The organism is Lactobacillus sp. ESL0261 (genome assembly GCF_003693025.1).
GTDB classification, from domain to species: domain Bacteria; phylum Bacillota; class Bacilli; order Lactobacillales; family Lactobacillaceae; genus Lactobacillus; species Lactobacillus kullabergensis.
In genome coordinates, this window is the sequence record NZ_REHN01000012.1 from 69,623 (window position 1) to 94,519 (window position 24,897).

The 24,897-nt window shown below is 36.9% G+C and carries 11 protein-coding genes; 1 reads left to right on the plus strand and 10 read right to left on the minus strand.

Annotated elements, in window-relative coordinates:
* Positions 1-7: 7 nt before the first annotated feature.
* The gene (locus tag F5ESL0261_RS08235) at positions 8-1,384 is read right to left on the minus strand and encodes a glycoside hydrolase family 1 protein (RefSeq protein ID WP_122052860.1); all 1,377 of its coding nucleotides are present in this window, start codon (positions 1,382-1,384) and stop codon (positions 8-10) included.
* Between the two features lie 153 nt (positions 1,385-1,537).
* Positions 1,538-3,097: an SLAP domain-containing protein gene (locus tag F5ESL0261_RS08240; RefSeq protein ID WP_122052861.1), complete on the minus strand. Its 1,560-nt coding sequence runs from the start codon at positions 3,095-3,097 to the stop codon at positions 1,538-1,540.
* 527 nt (positions 3,098-3,624) lie between these two features.
* Here F5ESL0261_RS08240 and F5ESL0261_RS08245 point away from each other — a divergent pair.
* Complete coding sequence (locus F5ESL0261_RS08245; RefSeq protein WP_233560916.1) at positions 3,625-15,084, plus strand: SLAP domain-containing protein; 11,460 nt, start codon at positions 3,625-3,627, stop codon at positions 15,082-15,084.
* A 61-nt stretch (positions 15,085-15,145) separates the two neighbouring features.
* On the opposite strand, the gene glmU is transcribed toward F5ESL0261_RS08245, so the two are convergent.
* The 8 genes from glmU to mgtA form a co-directional block, all read right to left on the minus strand.
* Complete coding sequence (gene glmU, locus F5ESL0261_RS08250; protein WP_122052863.1) at positions 15,146-16,531, minus strand: bifunctional UDP-N-acetylglucosamine diphosphorylase/glucosamine-1-phosphate N-acetyltransferase GlmU; 1,386 nt, start codon at positions 16,529-16,531, stop codon at positions 15,146-15,148.
* A gap of 61 nt (positions 16,532-16,592) precedes the next feature.
* Complete coding sequence (gene purR, locus F5ESL0261_RS08255; RefSeq protein WP_122052864.1) at positions 16,593-17,423, minus strand: pur operon repressor; 831 nt, start codon at positions 17,421-17,423, stop codon at positions 16,593-16,595.
* A gap of 122 nt (positions 17,424-17,545) precedes the next feature.
* Positions 17,546-17,791 carry a Veg family protein gene (locus F5ESL0261_RS08260; protein ID WP_034978009.1) on the minus strand — a complete coding sequence of 82 codons (246 nt, stop codon included), beginning with the start codon at positions 17,789-17,791 and terminating at the stop codon, positions 17,546-17,548.
* A gap of 84 nt (positions 17,792-17,875) precedes the next feature.
* Positions 17,876-18,769, minus strand: coding sequence for a 16S rRNA (adenine(1518)-N(6)/adenine(1519)-N(6))-dimethyltransferase RsmA (rsmA, locus tag F5ESL0261_RS08265; RefSeq protein ID WP_122052865.1), 894 nt, complete (start codon positions 18,767-18,769; stop codon positions 17,876-17,878).
* Complete coding sequence (rnmV, locus tag F5ESL0261_RS08270; RefSeq protein WP_045928571.1) at positions 18,759-19,325, minus strand: ribonuclease M5; 567 nt, start codon at positions 19,323-19,325, stop codon at positions 18,759-18,761. The genes rsmA and rnmV overlap by 11 nt, the downstream gene beginning before the upstream one ends.
* On the minus strand, positions 19,312-20,079 hold the full coding sequence (locus F5ESL0261_RS08275; RefSeq protein ID WP_122052866.1) for a TatD family hydrolase: 768 nt from the start codon (positions 20,077-20,079) through the stop codon (positions 19,312-19,314). Before F5ESL0261_RS08275 ends, rnmV begins: the two co-directional genes overlap by 14 nt.
* Positions 20,079-22,055: a methionine--tRNA ligase gene (gene metG, locus F5ESL0261_RS08280; RefSeq protein WP_109586705.1), complete on the minus strand. Its 1,977-nt coding sequence runs from the start codon at positions 22,053-22,055 to the stop codon at positions 20,079-20,081. Before metG ends, F5ESL0261_RS08275 begins: the two co-directional genes overlap by 1 nt.
* A 116-nt stretch (positions 22,056-22,171) precedes the next feature.
* Positions 22,172-24,862 (minus strand): magnesium-translocating P-type ATPase, encoded by a 2,691-nt coding sequence (gene mgtA / locus F5ESL0261_RS08285; protein ID WP_122052867.1) that lies wholly within the window; start codon positions 24,860-24,862, stop codon positions 22,172-22,174.
* Positions 24,863-24,897: the final 35 nt, after the last annotated feature.

Consider the following 24,897-nt stretch of genomic DNA (forward strand, 5'->3'; position numbering starts at 1 on the left):
CTTCTTTTTAATTCAGGCTTGCGCCATTACTTGATATTACCTTTTTAAACCACCAATAACTCTTCTTAGGAATGCGTTTAAGATCCAATAAGTCGGTATTAGTGCGATTAACATAAACCATGCCATAACGTTTAGCCATATCTCCGCCAGAGCTGGGTATATCAATTAACCCCCAGACTAAATAGCCTAGAGCCTTAACACCATCATTATTTATTGCTTTTTCTAAAGCACGTAAATGTTCTTTATGGTATTCAATTCTCTGATTATCCTGAATTTCTTTACCGTAATATGTCTCCCGCAATCCAATACCGTTTTCGATCGGAAACAAAGGTACATGATACTGATTATAAGTTTTAGTCAAAACATCTCTAAAGCCGTCAGGATCAATCGACCAACCCCACTCATTTACTGGTAAAAATGGATTCTCTTTTCCACCAAATTTAAAGTAATAATTAGGAGCAGTTTTTTCGGGTACAAGAGTGCTGCTAATTGTCGAACTTTGATAATAACTGAATGCGATAAAATCACTTTTCATTTTACTGATTTCTGCAAGATCACTAGGTAGGACACCAGTTTGAATATTATTTTTTTGGACAAAATTAACTACTTCATTTGAATAATGTCCTAAAACAAAGGCATCGAGCAGGTTTTTATTAAGAAATTCGTCAATTTGACGAGCATATAAAATATCTTTAGGCATTGATGAAGCTGGATAAACTTCACTATACGCCAACATACCACCAATTTTAGCACTTGTTTTTTCATGTAAGTAATTAGCAATTTGCGCATGAGCCAGCATCAAATGGTGACTAATAATATACAAATCAGCGATTGTTTCCTCACCTTTTATTTTGCCGGCAATTTTTGCTGCTCCAGGCATAAAATAAAGATTTTGTTCATTAAATGTTAGCCAGTATTTTACCCTTTTGCCAAAAATATCAATCATTTTTTTGCCATAACGAACAAAAGCATTAACTACATAGCGGCTGCTAAAACCATTATATTTTTGAGCCAAATTCAATGGCATATCAAAGTGGTAAAGACAAATCATTGGTTCGATATTTCTTGCAAGTAAGTTGTCAATTAAGTCTGAATAAAATTTAATTCCTTCAGGATTAAAATCACCATCACCCAAAGGATTAACTCTACTCCAAGAGATTTGGAAGCGGTAGCAATTGATCCCTAGATTAGCATATAAATCCAGATCTTCTGGATAGCGGTGATATTCATCGATTGCTGTATCCCAAATTGAAGTGCCATCTTTTGCTCTATAAGTATCATAAACTGACTTACCCTTGCCTCCTTCTTTGACAGCTCCTTCAGTTTGCATACTAGATGTGGAGTTGCCCCACAGAAAGTTTTTCGGGAAAACCTTTTTTACCATTTCCTAACCTCATTTCATTTCTTTGAAACGTTTCAATAATATTATATAAAAATGACTTTATTAAGTAAAGTACATAGCTAATTCACTGCAAAATTACATAAAAATTAAAAACGACATCCCCAAAGGATGTCGTCTTGTTTTAATATGTTATAACTACTTATTTGATGTAGCATAGTCTGAAATATTTAAAGTTTGCTGGAAACCATTAGCACTTGTAACAGTCAAAACTGTATTATTGTTGCTAAACTGAACTGCACTTTTATCAACGCCGTTTACACTGGCAACCAAATCAACTATTTCATTAGATTCATTGATAGTCAAATTTTTCAAATCACTAACGACAACCTTTTTGCCATTTAGAGCAGCCTTCGCATTATTTATTTGGTTTACTGTATCACTAACTTGCGCTACAGTCGCAATAGCTGTATTAACTTGACTACCAGTTGAAATGGCCGAATCATAAGCACTACGCAAAGCTTTAGCAGAAAGTTTATAGGAATCACTTGCTTTAACTGCCGCATCTTGAGCTAACAAGTCTTGTAAGCTCTTTTTATCAGTTGAAGTAGCAGTAACCGTCTCATCTTTAGCTGTATCAGGAGTATTGACTGGAGTTAGTTTAACACCACTAACTTTACTAATATCGTCTTGCTTAATATAACCGTTCTTGTCACTTTGTAATTTGTAGAACAATTCAGCCTTATTATCATCCTTTACCCAAATGTACCTTAATTCGGTAACTCGTGCTCTGTGACCTTTAGCAAAAGTTTTGGTTGGTTGAGCCACACCTTTGCTGTTATAAACATTAGTAGTACGTGCCAAAGTAATTGTCGTGATGTCCGTATCATCTTCTGGCTTAGAATTTGTCGGCTGCAATTGTTTACCAGAAACTATACCAACGTTATTCTTCTTAACCCATTGATCTTCGCCAGGGAAGTTATCGTCTTTAATACGATAAAACAGCTTTTTGCCGATATATTTAAGTTGATCAACTGTAATCTTTTCGTCTTTTCTAATCAAAGTTTTAGTCGAATGACCATTGCCATCATAAATATAAGCATTATGACTTAATGTAATCACAGTAGGATCGTTCTGGTTATCACTTGGTGAATTATCATCTTTACTTGGCTTTTTATTAACTGGCTTTAACTTAGCACCTGTAGTTTTTCCAACATTAGCTGCCTTAATAAACTGGTTGCTTTGACCGCCAATTCTGTAAAACAACTTTTTGCCGATATAAATAAGTTGGTCAACCGTAACTGTTTGACCCTTTTTTATCTTCTTTTTCTCGGTTTTACCTTTTGCATCATAAATGTAGGCATTATGCTTTATCTTGGCTTTCGCTGTAGCTGCAGGTTTTACAACCTTCTTGCCATTGACATAGCCAACATTGGCTGCCTTAACGTATGCATTACCGCCCAAATTATAATATTCTTTATTTTTAATTGTAACTTTCTCACTAAATGTCAAGGTGATGCCTTTACCAATTTTGGTATTCTTAGCACTACCCATATAAGTCTTTAATCTTTTACCATTTTTGTCATAAACATAAGCATTATGACTTAACTTAATCGTATTTTGCTTTGAATTGTTGTTTTTCTTAGTTGCAACCTTGTCAGCCGCTTGCACAACAGTAAATTGACCTGCTCCTATTACAGGGCTGACACCAATTAACGCAGCAGCCGATACCATCATAAATTTATGACTAAATTTCATTTTGCTTCTCTACCTCGTTATTTATAAAAATTCTATCAATACATAATATTGTATACTAAAAAATGGCTGATACAAATAAAGTAAAGCATTGCTAACCTTTTCTTAATACTCTTGCATAAATGTAAAAAAACTGCAAAATTTTTTAAAACTAAACTATAAGTTTTTCATTCAATTAGCTTTTATATTTTGCTTCTGTTTTTTAATAGATTTGAGCTTAAAAAATGCAATATACTTAAAATACTATATAAATATATTTTATATCAAATTTATTTTATGATATCAATTTCATTATTAGCTTCTCTGCTATTACAAATTCATCACCTTGTTTGCGCTTATTATTACACTATATAGCACTTTTTATTCAGTCAAATTTCTTTAAGTTCTTAATTTATAAACTAATGATATTATAATCGCAATAATTGACATTTATATAGGCATCTACTAAATTGATAATTGTATAGTAGTTGAAAATAAGAAAGGACATTTGTATGTTAGGAAAGAATAATAACAATGAACGGGTGAAAAAAATGGCAATGCAAGCTAAGCAAGACCATTTCTCAATTCGTAAATTGAGTATTGGCGCTGCCTCAGTATTGCTTGGCTTTACTTACCTAGGACTTAGCAGTAAAGCAGTTAGTGCTGATACTGTTGTTCCGCCCCAACAAATAAGCAAAAAGTCAAAAGTAACAGCAAAAATTGACGCTCAGGCAACTCCCACTCCTACTCCTAGGGATAATGCTGCTCAAAATTCAACTACTGCTACTAATAATATGACCAAAACCACAAAGCCAGAAAGCGAACCAAATTTAGGAACGTTTTCTGGCTTAAGTTCTTTTTTAAGGGAAAATAGCAGCAACAATGAGCAAAGTAATGCAGGGGGCAAAACGGACGGCGAAGACACCAACGCGGTTAAAGATGACAAACAGAATTCTGTCACTGGCAACATGCAAAACGATAATGCGCAAAAAAGCCAAGATGGAATGGTTGATTCTACCGTAGTTAATATTTCGGATAGTGTTCAACCTGAGCAAAAGCAAGACAGTTTAACTGCTGAAATCACCAATAGAGATTTAAGAGATGTTGGCGAAAAAAGAAGCGTGGGTAACTGGAAGGACTTTATTGGAGCTCTAGCAGATAGTAATGTAAGCGAGATTGATATCACCAATAATATTAGTGCTGACAAAGAGACAGGTCATAATCGCTATACTTTACAGGGCAGAAATTTATTAATTAAGTCTGCAGGTAATGCTAAATATACCCTTGATTTCAAGAGCAACCACCCTACTCTTTCCAGTAACTCTTCTCTAGATATTACTTACGAGAACTTAATACTTAAAAGTACCGACTACTATGGTGTCATTAATGCCTCTAATATGAATAGAGGACAAACAGCTAAAATCACTTTTAGAAATATTGATTTTTATGGTTCACAATTAACATATACCAAAAATAATACTGACATTATTTTTGAAGGCAAAATTCACGCTGAAACTGTCAAAATTCCAAGCAATATTGGCGGTTGGTTTGACGGTAATAATCAGCAACTTTTAGAATTCACCAATAGCAATAATAGCATTACTTTTAAAGCGGGTTGCCACTTTGACGGTTCAACATTTGGCGGCACCTTGATTGAAATGAGAGGAGAAGGCAATTCTCTTAATGTTGAACAAGGAGCAGTTGTTAACCTGACCCCACTTAAGACGTATGATGGCTCAAATGGTGCTAATAACAGTGAACACGGCAATCCAGTCAGTGCCATCTTCATTAGTGACGATGCGCAAGTAACTGTTCACGGTCAGGTGAACATTAACATCGGACAAAGTGAAGGAATTAATTATGTGGGCAAACAAAATAATGGTCAAGCCAGAGCTATTTACCTAGATAACGCCAAATCAAAGGTAAATATTAGCAAAAATGGTGCAATTACCGTTAACACGAATGGTAATATTTCAACTAAAAATAAGCAAAACCTGATTTATATTGGGGGCGATTTTGCTATTAACTCTGGCGGTGCTCTCAAGATTACTGGACAAAACATGGGCAATTATACTGGTTCACTAGTGCAAATTGATGGTACAGCTAACGTGCAAAACGGCGGCTTTGAAATTCAATTAGTTGGTGATGCCGGTACTGGTGCAATAAAATTGGTAGATGTGGCCAATACTGGGCAACTGATTGTTAATAACCCGACTTCTCTTGTGTTAGACGCCTATCTGAATAACAATGACCGCACCAGCATTATCGGTGATAATAAAATCACGGTCACAAATGTTCGCCAGTCCTTAAACCTTGGTGAACTTTTAAATGGATCCGCTCTTGGCAGCAACTTAGTCTTGCCGCCTTTTCATGTTTTACAAGTCGAAAAAACTGCTAAAACTGTCGCAGTTAACAAACTGGAAGTATTAAACGGTCAAAGGATCTTCGACTTGGAAAAAGTCAAAAAAGATAGTCCCCAGCTTAGCGCTATTCTTAGTAAAGCACCTAAAAACTTCCAGGAATTGCTACAAAATTACAATCATCAAAGCTATGACCAGCTCTTTCGAGCCATCGTGGAAGCAGCATTTTCCGATAAAGACAACCCAAGCTACAATAACATCAGATTTACACCGGCTAATCAAAGCGGCTTCTTAGACATAGACCCAGAAGATGTGACGGTAACTAGTCAGGAAGATGGTTCCAAGCTGGTCAAAGGCCATGTATTATACTATGATCCTGCAAAAGATGGTCCTGATAGTGACAGCTTTTTTAAAAATATCTTACCTGGTGGTACCGAAGCCTATGTTTTAGCCAGGTTTAAAGATAGTGGTGTATACAGAAATGGTCAAGCTGTTATTGATTCCACCATAGCTAATCCATACGCTGAAACAGTTGATACTTATCGCGGTGAAGCAAATGATTTGGCAGCATTACCAACAAAATTTGCCGCTAAAGTAGCTCCAGATGGTACCTTTACCATTACTATTCCTGCTGAAATCACCACTAAAATGGCTAAAGACGCTACAATTCAACTAACTCCACATGCGAACTTTATTGAATACAGTCCCTTAGATATTGCCTGTGGCGTTCGCCCTACTACAGTTAGTCTGGGAATTAAACCATTTAGTGCAATACAACAAGAAGCAGCTCAGGCAATTAAAGATGCCATTAACAAAGCTAAAGCCGATAAGCCAAATAATTTGACTGCAGATCAGGAAAAAGCATTCACTGACGCACTGAATGAAGCCACTAAGTATGCTGCAAATAGTACGGACAGCAATTATGATTCCGGCAAATCAGTTTACGGGGTGCAACCTTCCAAGACTGCGATTAGCGAAGTAAATAATAGAAAAAAGACCGTTTTAGACTTGGTTGAGAAGGCTATACAAACAGCCCAAAGTCAAGCAGAGTATGAAAATGCCAAAAAGGATGCAAAAGATAAGTTAGCTAGCCAGACTAATGAGCAAATTTCTAAGTTCCCTTCACAGACAGAAAAAATAAATGCAGCAAAAGATAAGGCAATAAGCACTGTTGATGCTCCCGAAACAAACGTTACTAACCTCGATCAGGTTGTTAGTGACGGGATTGATGCCATCAACCAAATTGGTAAAGATTATCGTGAAAATGCCAGAACAGACATCAAGCAAGCAATTTCAAACGTGGAAAATGCTATTGCTGAAGCTGCTAAAGATAACAACGTCCAATCGCCCGTTGACGAGTTAATTAACGGTATAAAAGACAAGCTCAAGCGGCCAAAAGAAATTGTTACTCCTGACGGTGATCTTGATCAAGACGATAATGAAGCGGCTATTAATAACCATCAAAAAGAAGCCAAAGCTCTACTCCCAAGTGTGCAAGATACTATTGATGCAATTGCAGCATTAGAAGTTGCTGCTAAAAAGCAAATGGCACAGTATGGTGATGATCGACCTGAAATTCAAGATGCTTTAAATCAAGCTATCAAAGATATTATTAACAGCAATAATCCTAAAGATAATCTTAACAATGGTATTGATAAGATTAATGGCACACATACGGATAAAGTAAAAGACCAAGCAGCAAAAGATATTAATGAAGCAGCTACCCAAGCTAAAGAGCGGATTAAAAACTCTGGTTTACCTGAGGATGAACAAAAACAATATCTTGATGAAATAGACCAAGTGGTTGCTGATACGACAACTACAACTGGTGATACCAGTAAATCTATTTACGGCACTGATGATGACGAAATTATCAATAAGAGAAAAGCTGCTGCTAAAAGTTTAATTAACAAAGCAGCTACTAAAGCAGAAATTGTTGGTTATACTAAAGTCTATGAAAATGTCCTCGGTCAAGTTGGCAAAGCCGAAACCGCCATGACAGATGCCTTAGCGGCAATTGATAAAATTGAAGATAATGCTGCCAGTAGCCAAAATATTACCCAAATACTAAAATCCAAAAAGGATAATATTTTAAACGCTTTTAAAGAAGATGCTAAAGCACAAGTTAATACAGATGCAGATACTGCTAAGACCAATTTAGGAGTAACTAAAGAAACTAATATTGATGACGCAGTCACCAATGCCGGTAACACGATTGACAGTCACAATTCTGCTACTGATATTAAACAAGACATTATTAACGGTAAAAAGAATGTTTTAGACGCTTATAAGACAGCTGCTAAAGCGCAAGTTAAACAAGACGCAGATGAAGCAAAAAGTAATTTAGGGGTTGACCAAGAAACTAATATTGATAACGCGGTCACTAATGCTGCCAACACGATTGATAGCCATGACTCACTTACCGCTATTAACCAGGATATTATTGATGGTAAAAAGAACGTTTTAAATGCCTATAAGGCTGCTGCTAAAAAGCAAATTGAGCAAGATGCAACTGAAGCTAAAAACAATTTAGGAGTTGAGCAAGAGTCTAATATTGATAACGCGGTCACTAATGCTGCCAACACGATTGATAGCCATGACTCACTTACCGCTATTAACCAGGATATTATTGATGGTAAAAAGAACGTTTTAAATGCCTATAAGGCTGCTGCTAAAAAGCAAATTGAGCAAGATGCAACTGAAGCTAAAAACAATTTAGGAGTTGAGCAAGAGTCTAATATTGATAACGCGGTCACTAATGCTGCCAACACGATTGATAGCCATGACTCACTTACCGCTATTAACCAGGATATTATTGACGGTAAGCAGAACGTTTTTAGTGCTTATAAGGCTGCTGCTAAAAAGCAAATTGAGCAAGATGCAACTGAAGCTAAAAACAATTTAGGATTTGAGCAAGAGTCTAATATTGATAACGCGGTCACTAATGCTGCCAACACGATTGATAGCCATGACTCACTTACCGCTATTAACCAGGATATTATTGACGGTAAGCAGAACGTTTTGAGTGCTTATAAGGCTGCTGCTAAAAAGCAACTGGAAACAGTTAAACAAGACATTGTTAACAAAATTCAGAATAATCCTAATTTAACGGCCAAGAATAAAGACGATGCTTCCAATAAAGCCAGTGAATTGCTTACTGGAGATCAGGGATATTACGACCGCATTGATAACGGAGAAACTCCAGCAGACATTGACAAAGCTACCAAAGAAGGTACTGCTGCATTAAACGATTTGCTTAACGAACAGAACATCAAGGGCCAACGCAATCAAGCTATTACGGATATTCAAACTGCTAGAGACAAAGCAATTGCTGCGATTAAGGACAACAAGAACCTGAGTGATGCAGATAGTACTAAGTATCAGGATCTAATTAACGCTGCAGCCGATAAAGGGATTGCCAATGTTTCTCAAGACGAAGATGAAAATGCAATTGAAACAGATCGAGACAATGCTATTAAAAATATTACAGACTATCAGAATAATGCCGCGAATGCTGCTACCAATAATTTAGATCAACAACACAAAACTGCAATTACAGAAATTGAAAATGCAGCTCAAGCAGCTAAAGACAAAATTGATGGCTTTGCTGACTCCGATTTAAGCCCAGAAGATAAACAACATTTTAAAGAACTGATTGCTAAAGACTTAGCTAATGCCAAACCCGAAATTAATGCAGCTAAAGACACTGATGGTATTAATTCTGCCAAGCAAGCTGCTAAAGATAGTATCAACAAGGACTTAGCAGCTGCTCAATTGGCGGTCGCTAAATCTCAAGCAAATAAAGCTTTGCAAGCCGAAAGAGAAAAAGACTTAGCCACTATTAATCAGGCTTTTGAAGATAATAAAATTAATAGCGAGCAAAAAGACGCCTTAACAAGTAAGATTAATGGCTTTTACGAAACAGCAACTAACAAGGTTTATAGTGACTTTACCAATGATCAAGTAGTTAAAGATAGAGATGACGGCGTTGCTACTATGGCTAGTGTTGCTGGCAGTATTGCAAGCGAAGAAGCAAAATTCTTAGAGCAACAAAAAGATGAGGCATTAACTAACCAAGATACTGGACTAAACGTTTTAGCTGAAAAAATTCGTGCAGATATAGAACAAAATCCTAACCTTTCTGGTCAAGAAAAGAATAACTATTATGGAGAAATTGCTACAGCATTAACTACAGCAAAAACTAATATTCAAAATGCCACGACTAAAGAAGAAATTGCTGCAGCAGCTAATGCTAGTCGCGAGGCCTTAAATAAAATTCGCGATAAAGCAGCCCTAGAGTCAACTAGAAATGCTGCCCTGAAAGAATTATTGAGCGTTTACAATGATGTAAACGATAAAATTTTAGGTTTACAAAATGTCAATAGTAGTACAAAAAACGAGCTAATTAAGCAGTTAAACGATGATTACAATGATGCAGTTAACAAAGTTAAGAATGCTCCTATTGATCGAGTTGATACTGAAAAGCAAACAGGCAACGATAACATGCGTAAGGTAATCCGGGATGCTCAAAGCCTTGATACCAATATTAATAACGCCAAGAACGAAATTGATAAAATTGCTACACAAGCAATTGACAACATTAATCAGTCTTCAATGTCTGATGCTGATAAGAGCGAGACTATCTCAAAAATAAATGACGAACGGGATAAGGCTAAACTAAATATAGAGTTGCAAAAGACTAATGATGCAGTTGATCAAGCTAAAAGCGACGGCAAAAATGCTATTGACCAAGTAATAGCAGATGCTACTGCTGCGGATTTGGCAGAGGCCAACAATAACAGCGAAAAAACTATAGAAAACGCAGCTCGTGAAGCAATTAATAGGTTGAATTCCTCCTATAATTCACTGAGTGAAGAAGAACAGGCTGACGCTAAACCCCGATATGATCAGGCAATCACAGATATTAATCAGGCTGCTGCTGATGCCATCAACAAATTGCAAAACGTCAAAAGCAAAAATGACGTCAATAAAATAACTACCGATACTATTACTGCCATTAATAAAGCTGAAGCAAGCGGCAACTTGGCAATTACCAAAGCGCAAGCTAGAAAAACTATTAAAGATGCTGCTAACGAAATCAAGAATAGCCTGAAAGATAAGGCAGATCAAGATAGCGTTGATTCAATCATTGATACTGCTAATTCAGCAATTGATGCGGCCGAAGAAAGTAATTCAGTCTTGGACATTAAAGATACTGCTATTAAGCAGATAAAAGCTATTAAGTCTACTGCAGATGATAAATATGCTCAGGAAATTAAACAGGCTAAAGCCGCTGCTATTAAAAAGCTTACTGAAGAACTCAACGGCCAAACTAATAATCCTGATGTCCTGGGAATCTTATCTCAAATTGACCAAATTGCAGGTTTAAGCAACCAAGAAAAGGACAAATATAAGAGTCAGGCAACGGAAGCTAAAAATTTAGCTGTTAACCAAGTTAATGGTCAACAAACTGAAAACGATATAGATTCTGCTAAGAATACTGGAATTATTAACATTGACAAAGCTTTGAGTGCTGCCCAATTACAAGCTGCTAAGAATAATGCCAATAAATATTTAGAAGATATTGCCGAAACAGCTAAGAATGCTATCAATAGTATTGACCAGTCAGCCTTAAGTGACGAAGAAAAAGCCAAATTGATTGAACAAATTAATTCAAATAAAGAAACGGCTATCCAAAATATTAATCAAGCGCAAACTCCAGCTGAAGTTGAAAAAGCTAAGACAGCAGGTGAAGATGCAATTAATGGTATGGAGCAAAATGCCAAGAATAATGCTGCTTTACTGGAAGAACAAAATGTCGCATACAATAAACTGGTCGAACAAGCGGAGAAATTAAACGAACGCTTAAAGAATGACCTGTTGCAAAATAAACTTGATCAAAATCAGGTTGATGAATTAAGCACTGCTATTAGCGCAGCTTTAAGCACTGCTAAAACCAAGATTTCTGCTGCAACTGTTCAAGATAAAATCAATGATGCCAGAAGTAAAAGTGAGACTGCTCTTAACAACATTGGCAGTGATATTGATAAAGAAGAAGCCTTAACTAAAGCCCTAAACGATCTACAAACTGCTACCATTAGCTCTAAGGCTAAAGCTGATAAAACTGAAGACAGCGCTGTCGCTGACAAAATGAAAGCCCAAATAGACCAAGAACAAAAGAAAGCTGCTGCTAATATTATTGCCGCTAGAAATAATAAGCAAAACACTATTACGCAAATTCAAACAGCGGCAAGTGAGGGCATTGCCACAATTAGCAAATTAGGTGATGACTTTGATAATAAAAATCAAATAGTTAAGGGCTTAAAAGAATATGCCGCAAGTGCCAAAACTGATATTGATGGTTTAGACTTAGCCGGTAATGATGTCGCTAGCGGATATAATGATATTGAACGAGTTTTAAATAACTTTATTAGTTTAATTTATGGCGGTACAAGTGATAAGCTGTCGCAGTTAGAACAAGATGCCAAAACAAATATTGATCAGGCCAAGTTTCTAAGTCAACTGACTGCGGAAAAAAATAATCTGATTAACAAGTTTAAGGAATACCTTAAAAATAAAGGTGAAATTGCCAGTGTGGCAACCAACCTAGAGCAAAATCAAATTGACTCATTGCAAAAGCAACTTGATGAAGCCGTCAATAGAACTATAGATAAGATTGCGGGTGTTAAACTTGATAATACTTACGAAAATGCACTAGCACAAGCTCAAAATGCCCAACAAGGTAAAGCTCAACAGGATGAAATTCCTAATTTCGGTAAAAAAGAAATCGACCGTATTTTCCAAGTTGCACAAGAAAAAGCAGAAATAGTCAAAGCTAAACAAGAGGCAATCTCTCAGATCGAACAAGCTCAAAAAGAAGCAAATGACGCAATAGAAAAATCAGGTTTGTCACCAGAGGAGCAACAAAAGCAGAAAGACCAAATTAAAACTATTGTTGAACAAGCAAAAACTGACATTAATTCTGTTCAACAATCTGAAACAGAGCCAAAAGACCAAATAAATGGCAAACGAGATCAAGCAGTTGACAAGTTTAGTGTTATTAAAGATCAAGCTGCCCTAGCTGGTCAAAAGACAAAAGCTGAAGGTATTCTAAAGGATAAACAAACTAAGGCCCATAATATAATTGATCAGTCTCAGTTAACTGCCGCGCAGAAGAAGGCAGCTAAAGCTGCAATTGATGATGCTTATCAACAGAGTTTCCAGGATATAGAAAAGACTACAGCAATTAGCGACATCCCAGATGAAGCAACCATTGGTCAAAACATTGATCGTCTGTTAACTAAACCTGAAACCGGCACTGAACCAGAATGGTTTAATGATGAGCAAAAAAATGCTTTTGCAGGTGCTGATGGCGTGACTGGTATCAAAAACGCCTACAAGACATTAAAAGACAGATTAAAAGATAAACTGGCTCAAGAAGTGCAAGATCACATTGATGAACAAATAAAAGCTATTGATGAAGCTCAAAACATCCAGACTGCCAGTGCCGCTTATGATGAGGTTATGACTACTATCAATAAGGAAAATGCTAAAGCTGACATTGACGAAAAAGCTGATAAAGTTGCTAAGGAAATTGACGGTAATAATAAATTATCTACTGAATTAAAAGACCGGCTGAAAGAGCAAATTAAAGATGATAGTCAAAAGGCTAAGGATAAAATTGATGCAGTTAATGCTCCTAAAGGCGATACAACTGACAAAAAGAACCAGATTGATAAAATCACAGAAACCGCCAAAGCAGATATTGACAGCGCTGGTAATGCTGCCAAAAATGAATCCATTAGTTTACTTAAAGCAGAGGCTAATAACGATTTGGCTGATAAACACCAAAAAGCAGTCGCTGAACTAAAAGAAAAATTTGGTGAAAATGCCGATACCAGCAGCGTTGATCAAGCTTACAAAGAACATTCACGTGTCAATGGTGATTCACCTACAGATATTGCAGCTGATAAGATTGCAGCTGAAAAAGAAATAGCTAAAGGTTCGGTCACTGACACCGCTACTAACGCTAAAAACCAAGTTGATAAATTAAAGCATCAGGATGGTACCGATTATACTAATACTGAAAAACAGGCAGTAAAAGACCGCATTGACCAAGAAGCAGCTAAAGCCAACTCGGAGCAAACGGGCACTATTAGTCAAGTTCAAGATTCAACCGAAATAGAAACTGCCAGAAAGGATGCAGTTGACAGAATAAGCAGTATTATTGTAAGCGATAGTAAAGAACTTGATGATGTTTTAAACAACAATAGCGAAGTACAAGGAGAAAGACTGAAAGCTGCCTATGATTCTGCAGTTAAAGCTCTTATAGACAGGTTTAAGGATAAAGCAAACACTACTAGCGTTGATCAAGCATACGAAAATGCTAAAGATGCGCTCAATGATCCTGGCAACTCGGATAATCTTGCTGCAACAGAATTAGCTGGTGAAAAGGCAATCGCTGCTGGGGCTCTAGCGGAGGCACAAAAAGCAGCTATAAGTGAAATTCAGTCCTCTAGCAATTACACTGAGCAGAAAAAGAAAGCTATTATTAACCAAATTGATACTGATATGAATACTGCTAAAGATGCTATTAATCAGCCTGAAGTTAATGATAGTCAGACCATTACTAAACTCCGTGATGATGCAATTAATCAACTTTATCTCGATAGTACAGATTCTGATACAATTGACCATATTCTTGATAGTAACGACAACAGTCAAGAAAATGATGATAACCATAGCAATAACATTAATACTAGTAGCAGCTCTGCCCCTGCTCCATTCAACCCTAACCCGGTTAATACTGTCGACAAAGAAGAAAAAGAGGAGTCAAAACTTGATTTAAGTCACAGCGAAGAATTAGCTCTAATGCATAATGCATACCTATATGATGAAAATGGCAAGCGTGTAAATAAGGTTGTCCTTGGTGCCGGCTCAGTCATTACTTCGTACGGTACAAAAGTAATTAATGGGAAACACTATTACATTCTGGTTGATAGGGGCAATAAGAACCAAGTCTACTATGTTGCTACTAGCAACGTAGTTTCAACAAGCCGAAAATTAAAACATAATGCTTATGTTTACAATAAACATGGCAAACGGATTAAGAAAGCTGGTGTGTTAAGAAAAGGCAATAACATTAATACTTATGGTGATGCAGTAACCATTCGGGGCAAGAAGTACTTCATTATTGCTCAAAACCGTTTTGTTAAAGCCGCAAATATTGCAGTCCAAAAAGCATCTGTTGCTACTGTTACCACAGCTCCGATTACCGAAAAACCACAACCAGTAGTCGAAAAAGAAATTATGCACAATTCATATTTGTATGATAAGCAAGGAAAACGTGCCAATAAGTTAGTAATTCTCGTTGGTTCAAGTGTAAATACCGCTAACAAGCAATTGATTAATGGCAGGTCATTCTACGAACTGGAAGATGGTCTATTCATTTCTGCTGCTAATATCGATTCCAAAAAGATCAAATTAAAGCATAACGCTTATATTTATAGTCAACATGGCAATCGAATTAGTAAAAAAGGTTTGAAGAAAGGTAAAGCAGTTAAAACCTATGGCGATCCTGTCAAAATAAACAACAAGAAATACTATATTATTGCTAAAAATAAGTTTGTTAAAAAAGCTAATTTTAAATAATTAATTTTACATCAATAGCTCCAGAAGTTTAAAACTCTGGAGCTATTTTTTTAGTTCTTTTTTATTTCCAGTCAGGATCATTAGATAGGGGCAATTTATGCCAGTAATCAGGTTTATTTACCTGACGACCGCGAGCAATCGCCATATCATATTTGGCCACATCTTTGGTAATTGTTGAGTCTGCTGCCACAAAGGCATGGTCAGCAATATTAACTGGTGCAACTAAAGTAGCACCTGAGCCAATGAACGCACGATCACCCACATTAGTATGATCTTTTTTCACGCCGTCATAATTAGCGAAAATAGTGCCACAGCCAACATTAACATCTTTACCCAAAGTAGCATCCCCGATATAAGTCAAATGACCTACTTTAGAATTTTCACCAATTTCAGCATTTTTAATTTCTACAAAGTTTCCGATATGGACACCCTTTCTTAGGATTGCTTTAGGGCGCAAATGGGAATTAGGGCCAACATCTGAAAATTCATCCATCTCAGCTTGTTCAACTGTTGAAGAAGTTACAGTAACATTGTTACCAACTTTGGAATCAATAATCCTGGAGCCAGAAGTTATTAAACAGTCGCTCCCAATTTCAGTATTGCCTTTAATTACGACATTGCCTTCAATCTGCGTATCACAGCCAATTTTAACATTCGCATCAATATAAGCCGTATCAGGATCAATGAAAGTTACACCATTTGCCATATGCATTTTATTAATCCTTTTTTGCATAATTTTGGTAGCTTGAGTCAAAGCTGATCGATCGTTAACTCCCAGGCTCTCGCTGAAATCTGGCATTTTGTATGCACCAATTCTTTGACCTTCATTACGCAAAATTTCTAGCACGTCAGTTAAATAATATTCTCCTTGAGCATTTTGATTATCGACCTTTTTTAAGGCACTAAATAACAACTGATTGTCAAAACAAAAAACACCGGTATTAATTTCGTTGATTTTTAATTCATCTGCTGTGGCGTCTTTTTGTTCAACAATCCTTAAAACATTATCTTGATCGTCTCGAATAATGCGACCATAACCATAAGGATTTGGAGCTTGGGCTGTCAACACAGTAGCCGCATTGCCTTTGCTTTGATGGTAATTAAATAATTTTTGAAAAGTTTGGCTTGTAAATAATGGCGTATCACCTGTAATTACCAAAGTAGCACCTTTTTCTGCTGCTAACTCATCTGCAGCAGTTAAAACTGCATCGCCCGTACCAAGCTGCTTTTTTTGTAAAACAAACTCAGACTTATCAGCAAGAACCTTTTTAACTTCTTCTGCACCATTACCCACAATTGTAACTATTTTGTCTGGTTTTATTGCTTGCGCTGCTTCAACAACGTATTCGACCATTGACTTGCCGCATACTTGATGTAAGACCTTGTACAATTTTGATTTCATCCGGGTCCCCTTGCCTGCTGCCAGAACAATTACAAACTTTTTCATTAATTTTAGCCTCTTTTATTTTCCTAGATTATTATTATATTTTAGTATATCATCTTATAAACTAAAAGCGGTCAAAATCGGTGTGCGCAATTAACGAACCTGGCTCTGCCACAATGACTTTCTTCTTGTCGTCAATTCTTTTGATTTTTACTAAAGAAAGATGGCCCTCAATTAATTTAACATCATCAAAATCAGCTTCACATAAAACGCAAACACCAGCAATATTACCATTAAATTCTCTAACTAATTGCTGCATTCCTGTTAAAGTACCGCCGGCCATCATATAGTCATCTATCAGCAAAACATTAGAATTTTCTTTTAACACTCTAGTTGGCAATTCCATTTTAGAAACACGATCAAGTGAGGAAGAAATATAGTTTACTGAAACCGTTGCACCTTCTGTGACTTTTGAACGCTTACGTGCAATGATAAATGACACATTTAAATAGCGTGCAACTGCCTGTGCTAAAGCGATACCCTTAGTTTCAATAGTCATTACAACATCAATGTCAGAATATGCATACCTGGTAGCAATTAATTTACCTATCTTGTCTAAGTCTTGCGGATTACCAATGATATCGGACAGGTAAACGAAACCTCCCGCTAAAATACGGTCAGGATCTTCAATACGACTGGCCAGTTCATTTAAATACTTCTGAGCATGCTTTTTACCCCAAAAAGGAATATAGCGCACACCACCGGCCGCACCTGCTACAGTTTCTAAAATACCATCTTGATTATTTGCTAAAGTGTGTTTCAAAATGGCAAGGTCTTCCGAGATCGAAGACTTTGCTGCACCATATCTTTTTGCAAAAAATGGCAGCGGAATTAAGTCATGTGGTCGTTCCATCAAATATTTAGTCATGTCAACTAATCTCTCTGAACGTTTCATAGAATTACCCTCCTATTGTTTGTCTTTTGCCAGTTACTACTATACACTTAACCATAAAAAAAGGCACTAACATTTTACCAAATGTTAATGCCAAAAAGTATTATTTAGATATCGCTTTAGTTTTACTGCACAGCGTTATCAAATTTTAATGTAATGTTTTTGGTTAACAAATCCGTATAACTATAAGAAACATGTTCAAAATTGTTTGAATCTTGGTCTAAATCAACTACAAAAACTGCGGGAAAAGTATTCTTTAAAATTCCACGTCTTTTTGTAACTTTCTTACGTCCGGCTCTTGCAACTACAGTCAACGAATCACCCAAATGTGAATCCAGCTTACTCTTAATGGTCATAATAGATGTTGGCAATGAAAACAACTCCTTTGGAGTGAATTATACCACTTTATTATTATTTTTTCAATTCTTTTTAAAAACAACCACAGAATATTTTCGTCAATTTTTAACTGGGACACTTGCAGCAATTTGGACAAATTGCTTAAGAGTCAGCTGTTCAGGACGAACTCGGGAATCGACGCCTAACGACTTAATTAAATGTGTTCGATCTTCATTGTTCGGTATGAGTGCTTTCAAGTTGTTATTTAATGTTTTCCGCCTTTGTGCAAAGCACATCTTAACTACCCAATTAAAGTGCTTAGAATCAGCTATATCGATTTTACTTTCTGCGGGCAAAGGTGTTAAAACCACGACACTAGAGTCAACCTTTGGTCTGGGAATAAAGGAAGAACTTGTTACAGTCATAAATGACTTAACGGCCATTTCTGTTTGAACGGCGATTGTTAAAGGCCCATATTCTTTTGTTCCTGAATGAGCACTTAAACGATCTGCCACTTCTTTTTGCATCATCAGCGTTAAACTAGCAAATTCTAATTCAGAATTATTAAGGAAGAAAATAATTGGCGTTGTGATGTAATAAGGCAAATTCGCTACAACTTTGACCGGTTTGCTTAAATCAAAAAAATCTTTCAAATCTTGCTTAAAATCAGCCTTCAGTATGTCCTCTATCTTTAATTTAAAACGTTGATCCAAAGGATAACCGTTTATTTTTTTCGGTAATTCATTTTGTAATACTTTAAAAAGATTTTCATCAACTTCATAAGCAAAAACCTTTGCGCCGGCATCCAGTAATTGCTCAGTTAAGGAGCCAATCCCAGGGCCAATTTCGATTACCTGGTCATCGGGTTTAATTGCTGCCGCTTTGACAATACCATGAAGAGCGTCCAGGTCTACTAAAAAATTCTGACCCAGGCTCTTTTTAACTTTCATAAAATAGCGATTAATAATTGCCTGGGTTCTAACAGGGGAACCAATGGGAATCTCACTGCTCATCTTGTACCTCCTCAACTGCTTCTTTAAGTTCAGAAAGTGAAATACCAAAAGTTTGTAAACGGTGATAAAACTGCTTACCATTTCCATAACCAATACGCAGTTTATTGCCAACTTTTTCACGTATTTTGCGTGAATTAGGGCCACTTGCTAAACCCAATTTTTGATACTTTTCTCTTGTTAAATCAGTATTTGGCACCTTTTTTTCATGTAAATCACTCAGAGCTTTTTTTAAAGCCTCTTTTGATGCATGTTCAACGCCAAGGGAACCTTTTTTATGAGGCTCTCCCTCTTTACGAGTAATAAAAGCCTGTTTAGCTGTTGGTACTGCCTGAGTCACCAGACGCCTTATTCGCTCACCATTTAAATCAGGATCAGTCAAAACAATAATTTCTCTTTTGCATGCCAATTCCTGCAGTTCCGCAAGTACAGTTTCAGGAACATCTGAACCATTGGTTTCAATTGTTTCAATACCTGGGAAAAATTGCTTAAGCCGAATTGTATCGTCTTTTCCCTCAACGACTACGACGGCATCAAAATGTTTTTTAGTTAAGTCCATAGACCCTCATTGTATTTGCATATGTTGCCTGAGCAACCTCATCTAGCGGAAGACCTTTTAATTCAGCAATTGCACGTGCCACATAATAAACATTACCCGGTTCATTTTGCCTGCCGCGGTATGGTTTAGGAGTGAGATAAGGTGCATCAGTTTCAACCAATAACCGTTCTAAAGGAGTTTTTTGAGCTGCTTCATGTACCTCCACCGCTTTAGTAAAGGAAACAACCCCAGAATAAGAAAAATATACATTCAAATCTAAGAATTTGGTCAGCCATGAAATGTCACCGTTAAAGCTATGCAAAATTGCACCATATTCCAAATTGCTGTTTTTTAGTATTTCGTAACAATCCCCAAACGCATCTCTAGTGTGGATATCAACTGGCTTTTTTAATTTATAGGCCAGTTCAACCTGCCTGGCAAAAACTTCTCTTTGTTTGTCACGCGGAGATTCATCCCAATAATAGTCAAGTCCTACTTCACCTACGGCCACAACCCCGGGAAGCTGCACTTGCTCGATCAGTAAATCTTCTGCTTTTTGGTCATAATCTTTGGCAACATCAGGACAATAGCCCACCATCGCATAGACTTGCGTAAAACGTTGACTTAAATCAATGGCACGCTTGTTAAAATCAGGATCCTGCCCTGCACAAATTATTTTAGTCACACCCAGTTTTTGCGCACGTTCAAGATAAAATTCTTCTTTACCGCGAAACGGCTCATCCTGTAAATGAGTATGGTTATCAATTAACTCCATTAACTTAGTTGTGCCCCGACTTCATGCTCGTCACCAACTAAAGCTAATTTTACTTTGCCATTTTTCTCACTGGACAAGAGCATACCCTGACTCAAATGACCCAGCATCTTGCGCGGCTTAAGATTAGTTACAGCCAAAACTTTTCTACCCAATAATTCACTGGCATTAGGATAATATTGCCGGATACCACTTAAAATCTGTCTTTCATCACCATTGCCAAAGTCCATTTGGAATTGCAACAGTTTCTTAGACCCTTGAACAGGCTCAACAGATAAAATTTTGCCAACTTGAATTTTTACCTTATCGAAAGCGTCAATTGAAATTTCCTTATCTTTACCTTGTTCATTGCGGCTTTCTTTCTTTGGCTTAGCTTTAGCCATCTCATCTTGAATGTATTTAATTTCTTCTTTAGGCTCAACTCTTGGGAAAATCGGTTTTGGATCAGAAATAACATTAATACTCCAAGCACATGCACCAAATTCAAATTTCTTTTCTTCATCGTTCTTCCAGTCAAGACCTAATTGTCTGAACATTTCAACTGGAGTTCTGGTCATAATTGGAGCAATCAACAAAGCAATAATTCTCAAACTTTCTGCTAAGTTTGACATTACACGAGTTAAGTCAGCTGTTTTGCCTTCCTTATTCAAATTCCAAGGCATAGTTTCATCAATATACTTATTAGCACGATTAATAAACTTCCAAATATCCTCGATTGCCTGAGTAAAGTGCAGAGTATCCATTTCTTTTTTGTAGCTGGCAATGACGTCTGCTGCAGTTTGGGCTAAATCCTTACCCAAGTCATCCTGCTCTTGCGCAACGGGTTCAACTTTTCCATTTTGATACTGATTGATCATTGAAACAGTTCTGTTAAGCAAGTTGCCTAAATCATTGGCCAAGTCATAGTTAACCCGTTCAACAAAGTCCTCTGGAGTAAAGACACCATCAGAACCAAACGGTAAGGCCCGCATCAAATAGTAACGCAATGCGTCCACGCCATAACGGTTAATAATAGATTCAGGATAAACAGCGTTACCCTTTGATTTGGACATCTTGCCGTCTTTCATTAAAACCCAGCCGTGACCAATAACATGCTTAGGTAACGGTAATCCCAAGGCCATCAGCATAATTGGCCAGTAAATAGTATGGAAGCGCACAATTTCTTTACCTACCAGATGAACATCTGCAGGCCAGTATTTCTTAAATAGCGAATCATCATCCGAACCATATCCCAAAGCTGTAATATAGTTAGATAAGGCATCAATCCAAACATAAACAACGTGCTTAGGATCACTTGGTACAGGGATACCCCAGGAAACAGTAGTTCTAGTAACTGAAAGGTCTTCAAGACCTGGCTTTAAGAAGTTGTTGACCATTTCCTTTTCACGAGTGTGAGGAAGAATAAAATCAGGATGATCTTGATAATATTGATAAAGTCTATCAGCATATTTACTCATCTTAAAAAAGTATGAAGGCTCTTTAACAAGCTGCACTTCATGACCTGATGGCGCCTTACCACCAATCACATTGCCATCATCGTCTTTATAAACTTCAGCCAATTGCGATTCTGTAAAGTACTCTTCGTCTTCTACGGAATACCAGCCAGTATACTCACCAAGGTAGATATCCCCCTGTTTTAGCAACTGTTCAAATATTTTTTGGACGCCTTTTACATGCTCTTTGTCAGTAGTACGAATAAATTTATCATAAGAAATATCAAGGCTTTTCCACAACTTTTTATAAATAACTACCATTTTATCTACAAATTCTTGCGGTTTAACTCCCTGCTTCTCAGCTTTCTGCTCAATTTTTAACCCATGCTCATCAGTACCGGTTAAAAAGAAGGTGTCGTATCCTTGACTACGCTTGTAGCGCGCCATTACATCTGCAGCGATAGTAGTATACGCATTACCGATAGTCAATCGGCCAGATGGATAGTAAATTGGTGTTGTAATATAAAAAGTTTTTTTATCAGCCATATTCATTTTCTCCTTAATTTTTGTTTAATTATATTATATTATACTACACCAATAAAAAAGCGAATTCCTTACGGAGTCCTCTTTTTTAGTAGATATTTAGCATTTTAGGCTTATTTTTAGATTAAAAATTTTTCACTCTTTAAATAGAAATGCTTGATAACTGTAGTCAGTAAAATATATAGAACAAGTATACCAAATACTACCCACATGAATTCAATTGGCATCTTGCCAAAACCCAGTTTTGTTGCTAAAAATGAAAATGGGATCAATGTTCCAATTACTCCAGCTCCAAATGTAGCTAAAGTTACTCCAGGTGCAGCATGCTGTTTAATAAACGGCAAACGTGGATCACGCAAAGCATGAATCACCATTTCCTGAGTCCAAAGTGATTCAATAAACCAACCAGTATGGAAAAGTGCCACAAATGCCACTTTTTGTGTTGCTCCCAGTGCGCTGTAATTTCCACCTGTTAATTGGGGACAAATCACAAAGAATAATAAGGCAAATGTCAAAATATCAAAAACAGATGAAGTTGGGCCGAAATAAAACATGAATTTAGGCAGCTTTTTGGTTGACCAGGTACGTGGCTCTTTTAAAAACTTATCAGACATATCATCAAATGGCAGTGACAGACAACTAGTTCCATAGAGCAGGTCAAGAACTAACAGCTGCAATGGCAGCATTGGCAGGAACGGCAGGAAAGAAGAAGCTACCATAATTGACAGGATATTACCAAAATTGGAAGAAAGCGTGATCTTGATATATTTCATAGTGTTGCCAAATACTTTGCGCCCGATTCTCACGCCTTCTTCTAGTACATTCAAATCTTTATGCAGCAGAATAATATCAGCTGATTCCTTGGCAATATCCACAGCAGTATCAACAGAAATTGAGACATCAGCCGCTTTCATCGCTGGAGCATCATTGATGCCATCACCCATGTAGCCTACTGTATGACCGTTTTGCTTTAGCAGGTTAATAATTTTGGTTTTATCTTCTGGTGATAGTTTGACAAAAATATTGCACTCTTCCACCATTTTAGCTAATTCTTCTGGTTTCTTACCCTCTAAATCTGCACCTGAATAAACTGTGTCAACATTCAAACCCACTTGCAGACCTACAGTTCTGGTAACAGCTTCATTGTCACCTGTTAAAATTTTAACGTTAATGCCGTCATATTTTAGACGAGCTAATGCATCTTTAGCGCTCTCTTTAGGAGGATCAAGAAAGGCCAGATAACCACATAAAATAAGGTCATTCTCATCTTTAACCGAAAATTCGCCAACAGGAGCAGGATTACGCTTATAGCCCAGCATGATAACGCGCAAACCATCATCATTCATATCGTTCACTTTGGCCATTACTTTTTGTTTCCGTTCAGGAGTTAAAGGTAAAATTTGCCCGTCAACTTCAAGTTTAGTGGCCACAGCCATCATTTCTTCTGAAGCACCCTTAGTTACTAACAGGTGCTCACCATGTTGCTCATCAGAGTTTTCCACCACTACGCTCATGCGTCTTCTGGAAAAATCAAAGGGAATTTCATCAATTTTATTGTAATCACGCTGAATTTCACTGATGTCTAGTTCATCGCCAGCAGCTTCAATAATTGCTTTATCAATCAGATTTTTCATTCCCGTTTGATAATTAGAATTAAGATAACCTAATTCCAAAATACGCGGATTTTCTCTTAAGTTGAGATCATAATGACGTTCCAAAACTACTTTATCCTGCGTTAATGTTCCCGTTTTATCCGTACACAAGATATCAGCAGAGCCAAAGTTTTGAATTGAATTCATCTTTTTAACAATTGTGCCTTTTTTGGACATCTCAATTGACCCCTTGACCAGATTGGTGGTCACAATTACAGGCAGCATCTCAGGGGTTAAGCCAACAGCTGTAGCAATTGAGAAAATTAAAGCATTGACCCAGTCACCTTTGGTAATGCCATTAATGATAAGGACCAAAGGTGCAATGATCGCAGTCATGATAATCAATAATTTAGAAACATTTTTGATACCAATGTCAAAGGTAGTATTCTTAACATCATTATGTGAAATATCATGAGCCAGTTTGCCGAATATAGTTCTCTCACCAGTAGCAAAGACAATGCCCAAACCTGAGCCGGATACGATTGTCGTGCCCTCGTAGAGAATGTTGGGGTAATCAAGATAGTCGCGATCAGCACCAAGTTTAGGTTTTTCTGTAGCAATCTTTTCTACTGGATTTGATTCACCATTTAAAGAACTAGATGAACAAAAGAGGTCCTTACTAGTCAAAAGGCGCATATCGGCCGGTACCATATCTCCAGCAGCCAGGCGAATCACATCACCTACCACTACTTCACTAGTATCAATTTCCTGGTCTTTGCCATCACGAATAATATCTGTTGTGACAGAAACCATTTTTAATAGTGAATCTACCGCATTTGAAGACCTAACGTTTTGGACAAAACTGGTAATACCAGAAATTAAAACCATCGTTAGCATAATTGCAACGGTTGTCAAATCCTTTTCACCAGCTGGCACAAAAATATAATCAGTAAACAAAGATAATGTTGCCAAAACCAATAAAACTAGTGTAAAAGGTGTAATAAAAGCTTCAGCTAAAAAACGTAACTTAGAGTTATGCTTATTTGAAGCAATAGTATTTGATCCGTACTCTTCTCTATTTTCTTCAGCTTGCTTGCTGGTTAACCCGTTACTGCTCGCATGTAGTCTCGCTAAAGTCTCTGATCTGCTTTCCTTGGCTATTGCCTTTACCAATGCCAAATCTTTGTTGCTAGTTGTGCCATTTGGTTTTTTTAGCATTATCCCCACTCCTCATCACAGAATTATTCAAACAA